Here is a 12,375-nt window from a genome sequence, read left to right as displayed (position 1 = left end):
AGATTGAGGATGCGAAGCCGAGGCGAGCATTTATTCACTTTCACTTCTATCATGGGTTCCAAAATCCACCCCTCGTTTGGAACCCACATGATCGAATCCTCCGCCTACGTTCCCCCCAAAGTTTGGACCTGGGACAAAAAGAATGGCGGCACGTTCGCCAGCATCAACCGGCCCATTGCCGGCCCTACGCACGACAAGGTGTTGCCGGTGGGCAAGCACCCGCTGCAGCTGTATTCGCTGGGCACTCCCAATGGCGTGAAAGTGACCATCCTGCTCGAAGAACTGCTGGCACTGGGGCACGCAGGAGCCGAGTACGACGCCTGGCTGATCAACATCCGGGACGGCGACCAGTTCAGCTCCGGCTTTGTGGACGTGAACCCCAACTCCAAAATCCCGGCATTGTTGGACCGCAGCGGGCCGGACCCCCTGCGCGTGTTTGAGTCGGGCTCCATCCTGCTGTACCTGGCTGAAAAGTTCGGCGCCTTTCTGCCCAAAGACATTGGGGGCCGCACCGAGACGCTGAACTGGTTGTTCTGGCAAATGGGCAGCGCGCCCTATCTGGGTGGTGGCTTCGGGCACTTCTATGCCTATGCGCCCACCAAAATCGAATACGCCATTGACCGCTTTGCCATGGAAGTGAAGCGCGAGCTGGACGTGCTGGACCGCCGTCTGGCCGAACACGAATACCTAGCAGGCAGTGAGTACACCATTGCCGACATGGCGGTGTTCCCGTGGTACGGCGGCCTGGTCAAAGGCTGGGCGTACGACGCTGCCGAGTTCTTGAGCGTGCACGAATACAAGCACGTGCAACGCTGGGCAGACCAGCTCTACAGCCGCCCAGCCGTCAAACGCGGCCGCATGGTGAACCGAATGACCGGCGACCCTGCCGAGCAACTGCGCGAGCGACACAACGCCAGCGACTTCGACGGCAAGCTCCCAAGCTAACGAAGGCTACCGCCGGCTTGCCAGTGGTCCAGCTGGCGCAGCAAGCCGGCTTTCACATCAGCATTGGCAAAGCTGGCCTCGATGGAGGTGCGGGCTACGGCGGCGGTCGCCGCGTCCGTCCACCCAAACGCCTGCCGGCACAACGCGTACTCTCCCACCAAACTCGCACCCAGCAGCGCCGGGTCATCGGTATTGACGGACACGCGCACACCGGCCTGCCGCAATCGTTCGATGGGGTGCGCCTCGATGGACGGATAGACACCCAGCACCAGATTCGACGTAGGGCACACGCCCAGCGGGATCTGTCGGTCCGCCAGCATCTGCACCAACGCCGGGTCGTCGATGGCGCGCACGCCGTGGTCGATGCGGTCAGCGCCCAGCAGTTCCACGGCGTCCCACACGCCTTCGGGGCCGCTGGATTCACCCGCGTGCACAGTGCGGCGCAGGCCGGCGGTGGCGGCCTGGCGGAAGGCCTCGGCAAAGCGGGGGCCGGTGCGGCCGGTGGTGGCTTCGTTGCCGTCTACCGACAGGGCCACCACGCGCGGGTGGCGCAGCGTCGTCAACGTGTTCACCAGCTCGATGGCCTCAATGGCGGACTGCGTGCGCAGCAGGCTGACGCACAGGCCCACGCCAGGCAGGCCGTCTTGCTCGGCAGCGCTAAACCCGGCTTCCATCGCATCGAGCATGGCGCCCAGGCGGCCATGCCATGCGTGCCAGTGCGTCGGGTTGAAGATGACGTCGGCATAGCCGGTGCCGTTGGCCGCTAGGCGCTGGCTCAGGCCGTAGCTCAGCTCCACCAAGCGGTCTTGCGTGCGGGCCAGGCCGCAGGCCAGATCAAGAAAACCCAGAAAGTCCGCCAGGCCGGAGAACTTGAACAGGTCTTCCTGCGGACGCGGCAAGGCCACGCCCTCCGCCTTGGCCCATTGCGCAATCAGCGCGGCTTCAAAGCAGCCTTCCAGGTGCAGGTGCACCTCGGCCTTGGGTAACGCTTTGAGGCGCGATTCTTCAGAGGGTGGCAAGGGTGATTTCATGGCATTGGCTGGGATTGGGGTGCAATCAGGTTGATGAGCTGGTGCGCTGCGGGAGACAGTGTGCGGTGCGAGTGCTGAACGATGGCGCACTGCAGTTGCAGCAGGTGCGCGGGCAACGCCGGTTGGATACGTGATGCCAACTCCACAACGCGCCCCTGTGCGATGTCTTCGGCTAGCCAGCTTTCCCACGTCAAGACCAAGGTGTCGCTGCACAGCAGGGCTTCACGCAGCAGGGTTTGGTTGTCGCACTCCATCTGAATTGGGAATTCGGAGATGCCCACCTGTCTGAGAAGGTGACGCAGTGAGCCGGCAATCTCGGGCGGCATTTGGATACAAGCCCAAGGGTAGGCAACCAGATGTTGTGGGCTGAGCTGGCTGCAAGCGGCCAGCGGATGACCATTGCGCGCGTACAGCGAGACGGGCTGGGGTGCCAGTGGCGTGACACGGTAGCGCGGGTCTGCCGCCAACATGGCGGGGTAGCCAATAAAAAGCTCGATGCGGTCTGCCAGAAGGTGCTCCAGCAAGACCTCCCATTGGCTGCATTCCACCCGCAGGCGAAGTTTGGGTCGCTGTTGGCGCAACGTATTGAGAACACCCGATAGCACACCACTGACAGCCAACAGGCTGGCACCCATGGCCAACTCACCACCGTCCCCATCGGCCAAGTCCTGGGCCAAGGCGCGCATGGTGTTGGATTTGGCCAGAACGTCGGCCGCGTGTTCCAGCCATTTGGCCCCGGCACTCGTCACTTGGACGAAGCGTGTGCCGCGGTCAAACAGGCGTAGGCCCAACTCACTCTCCAGCACCTGGATGCTTCGGCTGAATGCGGTTTGCGACAGGTTGGCAAGCGCGGCCGCCTTGGAAAAGCTTAGCTCTTGGGCCAGCCACTGCGCGTGTTGTACTTTTCGGAGGTCTATTGGTGCAGGCATTGCATAAATCTTTGCATATTTTGCGATTGTTCTCATGAATGAATGCTTTGACAATGCACCGCAAAGCACAAAAAAGGTCCGATGTCGGACCGCAAGCCCCAAGGGGAGACACCTTTGCAAATCAATCTCCGGACGATGGCGCCCCCGCTGGCGCTGCAATTGCTGCATTTGTTATTGGCGTGCGCCTGGAATGTGTTGGGACTGTGGCGCCTTGCACAAGGTGAGCCTGCGCCCGGGCCTAGTGCCTCGTGGCTCGCTGTGGGTGCCTTGGTGTGCCTGTCGATCGCCCTGGTGCTGGGCGTTATGCGCTGGCCCATCCTGTATTGGGTCGCCAGTGCCGTGATCGTGATCGCTGTTGCGCCTGCGATTTGGGGCGCGTTCGTGCGGGACGCTGCGGACTGGTCTACGCCACGCTGGCGTTGGGGCGGCGCCTTGCTCAATACATTCGGCGTTGCATCCGCCGTGTGGGGCTGTCTGCGCCTGCGCCGCTTGCGTAGCACTTGAACCTCGACCCAGACATTTCCATGACATTGACATCACCGCGTGGGCGCAAACCCGCATTTCTTCGCCTGCTGCTGGCAGTGGCCCTTGGCGCGGCTCTGGGTGGCTGCAACTGGTCCACAGCACCCGACACCATCTTTGTGGGTGGACCGGTGCTGACCGTCAATGCCAACAACGACGTTGCGCAGGCATTGGCGGTGCGCGACGGAATCATCACTGCAGCGGGCAGTGCGGACAGCGTTCTCGCCACCAAAGGCGCCAATACCCGCGTCATCGATCTGCAGGGCAACACCTTGATGCCCGGCTTCATCGCCGCCCACGAACACCCGGCCATCAGCGCTGTATTCAACGGCGCTATCAATCTCTCAGGGTTCAAGTACAAGACCAACGCCGAGGTGTGGCAGGCGCTGCGCGACGCAGTGGCCCAGGCACCCAAGGGGCAGTGGATTTACGCCGGGGGGTTGGACGCCATCCTCACGCCTGACTTGAAGGTTCCCACCCGCAAAGAACTGGACGCCATTGCGCCGGACAATCCACTCGTGCTGGTGTCGCAAACACTGCACTCTTTCTGGGCCAACTCAAGTGCGTTTGCAGAAGCAGGCATTGATCGAGACACCCCAGACCCTGGGGCGGGCTCGTACTACCAGCGCGATGCCCACGGTGAGTTGACAGGTTTTGTGGCCGAAACCCGGGCTGCGGCGCCCTTGATCAAGGCCTTGAAGTCGCCCTGGAAAATCTACAACCGCTATGTGGATGTGTTGGACAACTTTCTGTCCAACGGTTTCACTTCGGTCGCATCGCTGGGCTACAACGTGCCGCCGCTCATGGCCCGTGTTGCTGCGTCGCGCCAATTCAGCCCGCGCATTCGGCAGTATTTCTATCTGGTGGAAGAGGAGCTGAACTACCTGCCCGACACACCAGACACCAGCAACTGTTTCTTCCGGGTCATGGGCGTCAAACTGTGGCACGACGGCTCACCCTACACCGGCAGCATGTACACCAGCACGCCATACCTAGACAGCCCGCTGGCCCATACCTTGGGCATCAAGCCGGGCTCGGTAGGCGCGGCGATGATCCCGGAAGCTGCGCTTGTGGAGAAGTTGCAAAAGTACACGGTCGGTGGTTGGCAAGTGGCGATACACAGCCAAGGCGACGCCTCCAACCGTGCAGTACTGCAAGCCATCAACAATGCGGGGCCTCTGGCAGGGCCTATGCCGGTGGTGCGACTGGAGCATGGCGTGTTCATGCCCCAGGACAGCGTGGAGTCTCTGGCACGCTTGGGCGCCACCGCGTCCTTCCACATTCACCACATCAAGTATTACGGCGACGCGCTCGCACACTCCGTGGTGGGCCTGCTGGCCGCGCAACAAACGCTACCCATTCGCAGTGCATTTGCCTTGTCTATGCGCCCCACCCTTCACGCCGACAGCCCCATGTTTCCAGCCCACGGTTTCGCGTTGATGCAAACCGCCATAACTCGCCAGTCCGGGCTCGGATTGCTGTTGAATGCTGACCAAGGGATCACTGCCCAGCAAGCCCTGCGCGCCATGACGGTCAACGGCGCCTACCAGCTGCGTTTGCAGGATCAAACGGGCTCGCTGGAAGTTGGCAAGTGGGCGGATCTGCAAATCGTGAACGGGAACCCGTACACCACACCGGTGCAACAACTCGATGCCCTCAAGACGCTGGCCACTTACGTCAATGGTAAACGCCAATTCTCAGCGCCGGGCTGGGAATAAGTGAAGAATGGGGCACGGATGTGGCCCCATCGCCGTTGCTTATTTCGCCGCCAGGCAGTGCGCCACGATGGCATTGGCGTGGCCGTGCCCAAGGCCGTGTTCGGTCTTGAGCCAGGCCACGATCTCCATGTGCTTCTTGCCCTGCTGCTGTTTCACCAGCGCAAACCAGTGGGCCATGGGGTGGCCGTAGGTCTTCTCAATTGACGGGAAGTAGGACGCGGGGCCTTTGACTTTTTCGGGTGCTGCCATGGGGGTCTCCTGGTCGCAGCACAGAACCGGGGCTGCGCGTGCGGCCCCTATTGTTATCGCTCACTGTGCCGAATGCACGAGCCGCGATGCCGCAGCCGTCTGCTCCGGCAGGCAGCCCATGCCCACCAGCGCCGCTTCTACCGCCGCGTCCAGCGGGGTGTGCGGCTCATGGCCCAGGGTGGCCAGCAGCTTGGCGTTGTCCATGCGCACGGGCTGTTGCCACAGGTAGCGCATCTCACGCAGCTCGCGCAGGGTGACCACAAACGGGGCAGCCAAGGTAAACAGCCACCAGGGCAAGGGCGTCAACGTGGGGTGGGCGCCGCCACGGTTGCTCACCACGCGGCGGATGGCCTCCGCCATCTGGGTGCCGTCGGCGTCCCAATGGCCCTGCATGTGAAAAGCGGCGAATGGCTCCAGCGCGTCGCGGCGCTGCAGCAGCTCCACCATGGTGCGGGCCACGTCAGGCAGGTAGGACCACTGGTGGCCCACGCCGGGGGCGCCGGGCAGTGTGATGGTCTTCACCGGCTGACCAGGCTTGATGAGCCCTTGCGAGAACCAGCTGTTACCGGGCTTGGGGCCAAAGAAATCGCCCGCGCGCACCACGATGACCTTGCAGCCCTGGCGGCTGGCCGCTTGCAGGCGCTGCTCCATCTGCACGCGGATGGCGCCTTTGCGGGTGACGGGCTCTTGTGGCGAATCTTCACGCAGCGTGGGAAAGGCGCTGGGGCCATAGTTGTAGACCGTGCCGGGCAGCACGATGGTGGCGCCCTGGGCCTGAGCAGCGGCGATGGTGTTGTCCACCATGGGCAGCACCAGGCTGCCCCAGTTGCGGTAGCCGGGTGGGTTGACAGCATGGACGATGACGCTGCAGCCCTGCGCAGCGGCCAACACGTCGGCGCGATGCATGGCGTCGCCGGTGATCCAGGCGATGCCGCCTTTCTGTTCGCCGGATTGCGTGCCGCCGCGGCGCAGGGCGCGCACCTTCCAGCCCGCGTTGACCAACTGCCGTGCGACCTCGCCACCAATGCCACCGGTGGCGCCCAGAACCAAAGCCGTGTTTCCCAGTGCCGTGTTGTTGCTCATCTCAAAACTCCTTGAAGACAACGTGTTGCGATGGATGAAGTCTCCAAGGGCAGCTGTTAATAAGCAATTGACCAACATGAGCCAGCGGCCATACATTTCTGTATGACTACCGAGAACCACACCGAGATTGGGTGGGAGCTGTACCGCTCGTATTTGGGCGTGCTGGAAGAGGGTTCGCTCTCGGGCGCGGCTCGCGCACTGGGCATTGCCCAGCCCACCGTGGGGCGCCACATTGACACGCTGGAGAAGGCGCTGGGCCTGGCGCTGTTCACCCGCTCCCAAACCGGGCTGCTGCCCACCGACGCGGCACGCGCGCTGCAGCCCTTTGCGCAAAGCATGAACAGCTCGGCAGCTGCACTGCGGCGGGCTGCCGAGAGCCAGGGCAGCGGCATACGCGGGGCGGTGCGCATCACCGCCAGCGAGGTGATGGGTGTGGAAGTGCTGCCGCCCATCGTGGCGCAGCTGCAAGAAACCTACCCTGACCTGAAAGTGGAGCTGGTGGTGAGCAACCGCGTGCAAGACCTGCTGCAGCGCGAGGCCGACATTGCCGTGCGCATGACGCCGCCCAAGCAGGAGCAGCTGATTGCCCGCCGCGTGGGCGAGGTGCACCTGGGCTTTCATGCGCACCCGCGCTACCTGGAGCGGCGCGGCACGCCGCAGACGCTGGACGATTTGGCCCAGCACGCGCTGATTGGCTTTGACGAGGAGAACGCCTTCATACGCGCAGCGCGCAAGGACTTTCCGCTGTGGCAACGCGAGGCCTTTGCGCTGCGCACTGACAACGACATGGCCCAGCTGGCGCTGATTCGTGCGGGCTGCGGCATTGGGGTGTGCCAGAACCTGCTGGCGCAGCGCGAGCCACGGCTGGTGCGCTTGTTGCCGGAGCACTTCAGCCTCACGCTGGAAACCTGGCTCACCATGCACGAAGACCTGCGCAACACACCGCGCTGCAAGGTGACCTTTGATGCGCTGCTGAAAGGCTTGCAGGCGTACATGGAAGCCTGATGGGCCGCCCCACCTGCCCGCGCTGCCAGCGCCCGCTGGCGGCCTGTATCTGCCGCTTTGCCACACCCACAGCCACCACCTGCGAGGTGCTGGTGCTGCAACACCCGCTGGAAGAGCACCATGCCAAGAACAGCGCGCGCCTGCTGCACCTGAGCCTGCCGGGCAGCCGGTTGGTGGTGGGCGAAGCGTGGGACGACGCAGCGCTGCAGGCGCTGATGCCCGATGACAAAACCACGGTGCTGCTGTACCCGCCCACGGACTACGAGGGCCACGCTGCACCTGCCGCACTGGATCCGACACATCTGCGCGATCTGCACGCACTGCGCTTGGTGGTGCTGGACGCCACCTGGCGCAAGAGCCGCAAGATGCTGCACCTGAGCCCCGCACTACAACGCCTGCCGCGGCTGGCACTGGATGCAGTGCCCGAGAGCCGCTACGCCATCCGCAAGGCGCACGCGCCGGGGCAGCTGTCTACCCTGGAGGCCACCTGCGCTGCGCTGGCGCAGCTGGAGGGCAACGCAGCCCGCTGGCAGCCGCTGCTGGCCGCGTTTGACGGCTTTGTGGCGCAGCAGCAGGCATATGTGCAAAATGAGCCTATGGCCCTTATGGATACTGCGCAGACAGCTCCTAATTAGATAGCAACATCAGCCATGCCAATCGCCCGTTAGCACCACACTGTGGTTGGCAAAGGCGTCGTCGGCCGTGGTGCCCAGGTGCAGGCCGAAACTGCCGGCCTCGGCGGTCCAGCGTTTCTTCTCCACGTCGTAGAAGGCAAAGGCGCGCATGGGCAGCGTGAGCTTGGCGGTGCCGCTGGCGCCTGCCTCCAGGTGCAGCTTGGCAAAGGCTTTCAGCTCGCGTGCGGGGCGGGCCACGCTGGCCTCTGCGTCACTCACATACAGCTGCACCACGGTCTGGCCGGCGCGCTTGCCGGTGTTGCGCACGTCCACTTCCAGCGTGATGGTGTCGCCCGGACCAAAGCTGGCTGGCACGCCACGCACGGGGCCGTAGTCAAAGGACGTGTACGACAGGCCGTGGCCAAACGGAAACTGCACAGCCAGCTGCTTCTGCTGGTAGTGGCGGTAGCCGATGAACACGTCTTCGCCGTAGCGCACATGGCCGTCCACGCCGGGGTACTGCGCGGGGTCGCCAAAGGCGACGGTGTCTTCCAGGCGCAAGGGCCAGGTTTGTGGCAAACGGCCGCCGGGTTCGGCCGCGCCCAGCAGCACGTCGGCAATGGCGTTGCCACACTCCTGACCGGGGTACCAGGCCTGCAGCACGGCGGGCACGTTGTCCAGCCAAGGCGTGGTGACCGGCGAGCCGGTTTGCAACACCACCACAGTGCGCGGGTTGGCCGCGGCCACCTGGGCGATCAGGGTATTCTGATGGTGCGGCAGGGTCATGCTGACGCGGTCCAAGCCCTCGTTGTCCCACTCGGCATTCAGGCCGGCAAACACCACGGCCACATCGGCCGTGCGCGCGGCCTCCACGGCGGCAGCGATGTCGCTGGCGTCCAGCACGCGACCGGCGCCAAAGCGCAGTGCGCGGAAGTTCACTTCCTCAAACGCGGCCGAGCTGTATTCCAGGGTGATATTGCACACCTCGCCGGCCTGCAGCTGGCGGGTGTGGATCACTTCTTCGCAGCCAAAGGTGAAGTAGGTCTCACCGCGGCTCCAGGTGCTCCAGGCGTCGATGACGGGCGTCCCGTTGATGCTGGCGCGGCTCAGGCCCGCGCTGATAAGGGAGAACTGGTGCGCCCCCGCCTGCGTGGCCACAAAGCGCAGCGTGGCACGGACCGAGAAGGTGCCAGGCTGCACGCCTTCAGGCACGTGGCCGGCCCAGATTTGCTCGGTGTTGTCCACCGTCTGGGTGCAGACCACGGGGCCGCTGAGGTCGGCGCTGTTGAAAAACTCCAACTGCATGGGCGTGCGCAGCACGGGCACCCAGCGGTGGATGCTGGCCCCCGCGTGGTGGGTGAACGTGGCGTTGGGCCACTGTGAGCGCAACGCATCCAGCGGGGCGACACGGTAGTGCGCGTTCACGGTGGCGCTGCCGCCGCCCATGATTTGCGGCACCACGGCGGGCAGGCCAATCACCGCTACGCGACGGGACGTGTCGGCCGCCAGCGGCAATGTGTTCTGGTTGTTCTTCAACAGCACAGCGCCCTCGGCACCCAGGGTGCGGATGAGCTGTCGGTGGGCGGGCACATCGTCGGCGCGCTCAGCGGGGATCACAGGGTCGGCAAAGCTGCCCACGCGTTGCATGAGCAGCAGCACGCGACGCGCACAATCGCGCACAGCCTGGGCGGGCAGGCGGCCGTCGTTCACGGCATCTACGAGCTTTTGGCCACGCTCTCGGGTGGTACCTGGCATTTCAAGATCGGTGCCGGCCAATACGCCCTGGACGGTGTCATGGCTGGCAAACCAGTCGGTCATCACCAAACCGTCAAAACCCCATTCCTCACGCAGCACGTCGTTGACCAGGCGTCGGTGGTCAGCAGCAAAGGTGCCGTCAATGCGGTTGTAGGCAGTCATGACAGCCCACACGCCGGCTTCCTTCACGGCGCGCTCAAAGGGCAGCAGGTACAGCTCGCGCAGTGCGCGTTCTGGAATGTCCGAGCTCATGGACATGCGCTGGTATTCGCTCTCGTTGCCCACAAAGTGCTTGATGGTGGCGGCCACGCCCGTGCCCTGCACACCGCGCACATAGGCCACGGCCATCTCGGAGGACAACCAGGGGTCTTCGGAATGGCATTCGAAGTTGCGGCCGTTCAGCGTGGTGCGCTGCAGGTTGACCGTGGGGGCCAGCAGCACGCGGGCGCCCTTGATCTTGGTTTCTTCACCCAAAGCAGCGCCAGTTTGCTGGATCAGCGCAGGGTTCCAGGTGGCGGCGAGGGCAATGCCGGCGGGAAAGCAGGCGGTGCTGGGACCGTCCTTGAAGATGCCGCCACGCGCGCCGTTGGGGCCGTCGCTCACCTTGACCGCAGGTACGCCCAAGCGGGGAATGGGCACGGTGGACCAGAAATCAGCTCCGGTAAGCAGTGCGACCTGCTCTTCCAGGGTCATGGAGTCCAGCAAGGCGTCGAGTGCGTGGGCGGTCATGGGATGTCTCCTTTTAGTGTTTGCGCATGAACTTGAAAATCAAGATCCAGAAACTCAGAATCAGCGAGGCCACGGGGAACTGCAGCGCAGTGGGCATGAAATAGATGACCAGCACGCCCGGGCCCCACACGCACCACACCGCGATGATGACGGGCAGGTAGCGCTGGGTCCAGAAGTCCAGCGTGCCGAAGTAACGCAGCGTGCTGGTGCGAAAGCCCTCGTCTTTCCAGAGGAAGACACCCACCATGATGAAGTTGGACACCGGCGAGTACACAAACTGGTCGAACAGCATCTTCTTGATGATGGTGGCCGCATCGTTGCCGCTGCCAAACAGGCTGACCTGCACGTCGTACAGCGTTTGCACCGACATCCCGATGAGGCCGAACACCACGATGGCAAAGGCCATGTCCTTGACGATGGTGCGTGGCACCGGCTGGCGCAGCACAGCCCAGGCCAGCAATTCGGGCACCAGCACTGCAAAGGCGGCGTAAGTGACGAAGGAGCCGGTGTAGCCCCAGGCTTGCTTGAGTTCGCCCCACTGGCGCAGCCCGCTTTCGACGGCAGGGCTGAACAGGTAAGCCAGCAGAAGCAGCACCAGCCCGCACCAGAGCACCAGCCCCGGTTTCATGTTGGCCAGCACCGCCGTGCGGACCTGCTGCAGGGCCGTGGGTTTCTGGTCGGCCCGCATCAGGCCGCGCTCGCAGTCCGTGCGGCCAGGGCGAGTTCGGCGAGCTTCACGGCGCCCTCAAAGCTGCGGGCGCCGCCGATGAAGAGGTTGAGGTGGCAAAACACGCTGTCCGCCACGCCGGAGACGGCGGCCAGCTCGGCATCGCGCAGGCCGGCCCAGGCGTCGGGCAGATCCATGCGCGCGGTAAACGACCCGGCTTCCACCGGCACGGTCTTGATCTGGTACTGGTTGCCGTCGGAGTCGGGGTAGATGACGAACATCACCTCGGGCATCTCGTGCACCACCACGTGCGTCCAGGGCATGCCGCCCTCTTGCAGGTGCAGCACGCGGCCGCCCAGCAGGCGCGGCGCGTTGCGCACGGTGTCCATGGCGCGCAGCTGGGCCACCTTCTTGCTGATGGCGTGGTCCAGAAACTTGCGGGTGATGGCGATGGCTTCGCGGAAACGCGTCTCCAGCAGCGCGGCTTTGGCGGCCAGGTCCAGCCCCTGCTCTTCGAGCCAGTGGGTGTTGAGCTGAGCGATGAGGCTGGAGAGACCAAAGATGCCGGGCGACACGTCGCCCTGGCCGGTGTCCACGATGTCGAGGTATTGCACCAGCGAGTGGTCGATGGAGCGCACGATTTCGGCCACGGCCGCGTCGTCCAGCGTGTGGCCGGCATTGGCGGCCCAGGCTTTCACATAGGACGTGCCAAAGGCGGACCAGACCAGGCCCGCGCTGGCGTAGCCCACGCCGGGCTTGGTGGCGCCGTCCAGCTCTTGCGCGGGGCGTGCGCCGTCAAAGCCGCGCTGGTGGTGGTCAAAGCGGCCGCGTGCGGCATCCCAGCTACCGCCCACGTCAACAGCGAAGTCGGCAGCGTCAATGAGTTCTTGCTTGCGGGTACGGATCAGGGTGTGCGATGGGAACACGCCCATCAGGATGCCCACGCCAAACACGTCGTCAGCATGGAAGGTGCCACTGTGCGTGGCGATGGTGGGGGTTTGGGTCATGGCGGGATTTTATGGACTTGTGCCCCCAGCCGCGGCTATGCTCGCTAAACCCAAGCCATCGTGGAGTACATCGCTGGCATGGGTGGGTTTATCTGGCGTCGTGCCTCTGCACCTGTTGCCT

At 64.1% G+C, this 12,375-nt stretch carries 12 protein-coding genes; 5 read left to right on the top strand and 7 right to left on the bottom strand.

The features are described 5' to 3' along the window. Positions 1 to 87 precede the first annotated feature (87 nt). Positions 88 to 945: a glutathione-dependent disulfide-bond oxidoreductase gene (gene yghU / locus CHU94_RS03450; RefSeq protein WP_094477069.1), complete on the top strand. Its 858-nt coding sequence runs from the start codon at positions 88 to 90 to the stop codon at positions 943 to 945. On the opposite strand, the gene add is transcribed toward yghU, so the two are convergent. Next, complete coding sequence (gene add, locus CHU94_RS03445) at positions 942 to 1,976, bottom strand: adenosine deaminase (protein WP_094476802.1); 1,035 nt, start codon at positions 1,974 to 1,976, stop codon at positions 942 to 944. The genes yghU and add overlap by 4 nt on opposite strands. Continuing rightward, complete coding sequence (locus tag CHU94_RS03440) at positions 1,973 to 2,905, bottom strand: LysR family transcriptional regulator (RefSeq protein ID WP_176451912.1); 933 nt, start codon at positions 2,903 to 2,905, stop codon at positions 1,973 to 1,975. Before CHU94_RS03440 ends, add begins: the two co-directional genes overlap by 4 nt. 114 nt (positions 2,906 to 3,019) lie before the next feature. Here CHU94_RS03440 and CHU94_RS03435 point away from each other — a divergent pair, with 114 nt between their 5' ends. After that, positions 3,020 to 3,409 (top strand): hypothetical protein, encoded by a 390-nt coding sequence (locus CHU94_RS03435; RefSeq protein ID WP_176451911.1) that lies wholly within the window; start codon positions 3,020 to 3,022, stop codon positions 3,407 to 3,409. Positions 3,410 to 3,429: 20 nt separating this feature from the next. Next, positions 3,430 to 5,145 (top strand): amidohydrolase, encoded by a 1,716-nt coding sequence (locus tag CHU94_RS03430; protein WP_094476796.1) that lies wholly within the window; start codon positions 3,430 to 3,432, stop codon positions 5,143 to 5,145. A gap of 39 nt (positions 5,146 to 5,184) precedes the next feature. Here the strand turns inward: CHU94_RS03430 and CHU94_RS03425 are convergent, their stop codons facing one another. Together CHU94_RS03425 and CHU94_RS03420 are read right to left on the bottom strand one after the other, a co-directional pair. Next, entirely contained in the window at positions 5,185 to 5,394 is a 210-nt protein-coding gene (locus CHU94_RS03425) for a DUF4287 domain-containing protein (RefSeq protein WP_094476794.1), read from the bottom strand. A 60-nt stretch (positions 5,395 to 5,454) separates the two neighbouring features. Further along, the gene (locus CHU94_RS03420; protein ID WP_094476792.1) at positions 5,455 to 6,477 is read right to left on the bottom strand and encodes an NAD-dependent epimerase/dehydratase family protein; all 1,023 of its coding nucleotides are present in this window, start codon (positions 6,475 to 6,477) and stop codon (positions 5,455 to 5,457) included. A gap of 102 nt (positions 6,478 to 6,579) precedes the next feature. Here CHU94_RS03420 and CHU94_RS03415 point away from each other — a divergent pair, with 102 nt between their 5' ends. Together CHU94_RS03415 and CHU94_RS03410 are read left to right on the top strand one after the other, a co-directional pair. Continuing rightward, complete coding sequence (locus CHU94_RS03415; RefSeq protein ID WP_094476790.1) at positions 6,580 to 7,482, top strand: LysR family transcriptional regulator; 903 nt, start codon at positions 6,580 to 6,582, stop codon at positions 7,480 to 7,482. After that, a complete protein-coding gene (locus CHU94_RS03410; RefSeq protein WP_094476788.1) occupies positions 7,482 to 8,117 on the top strand; it encodes a tRNA-uridine aminocarboxypropyltransferase in 636 nt (211 codons plus the stop codon). Before CHU94_RS03415 ends, CHU94_RS03410 begins: the two co-directional genes overlap by 1 nt. A 9-nt stretch (positions 8,118 to 8,126) precedes the next feature. Here the strand turns inward: CHU94_RS03410 and CHU94_RS03405 are convergent, their stop codons facing one another. The 3 genes from CHU94_RS03405 to CHU94_RS03395 are packed head-to-tail and all read right to left on the bottom strand — an operon-like array spanning position 8,127 to position 12,254. Next, positions 8,127 to 10,580, bottom strand: coding sequence for a glycoside hydrolase family 3 C-terminal domain-containing protein (locus CHU94_RS03405; protein ID WP_094476786.1), 2,454 nt, complete (start codon positions 10,578 to 10,580; stop codon positions 8,127 to 8,129). Between the two features lie 13 nt (positions 10,581 to 10,593). After that, positions 10,594 to 11,268: a hypothetical protein gene (locus tag CHU94_RS03400; protein WP_094476784.1), complete on the bottom strand. Its 675-nt coding sequence runs from the start codon at positions 11,266 to 11,268 to the stop codon at positions 10,594 to 10,596. Further along, positions 11,268 to 12,254 carry an MYG1 family protein gene (locus CHU94_RS03395; RefSeq protein ID WP_094476782.1) on the bottom strand — a complete coding sequence of 329 codons (987 nt, stop codon included), beginning with the start codon at positions 12,252 to 12,254 and terminating at the stop codon, positions 11,268 to 11,270. The genes CHU94_RS03400 and CHU94_RS03395 overlap by 1 nt, the downstream gene beginning before the upstream one ends. Positions 12,255 to 12,375 lie beyond the last annotated feature (121 nt).

The sequence above is a fragment of the Rhodoferax sp. TH121 genome (assembly GCF_002251855.1).
GTDB lineage: Bacteria > Pseudomonadota > Gammaproteobacteria > Burkholderiales > Burkholderiaceae_C > Allorhodoferax.
Note: the sequence above shows the minus strand (reverse complement) of the source record. Positions and strands in the feature narration are given on the sequence as shown.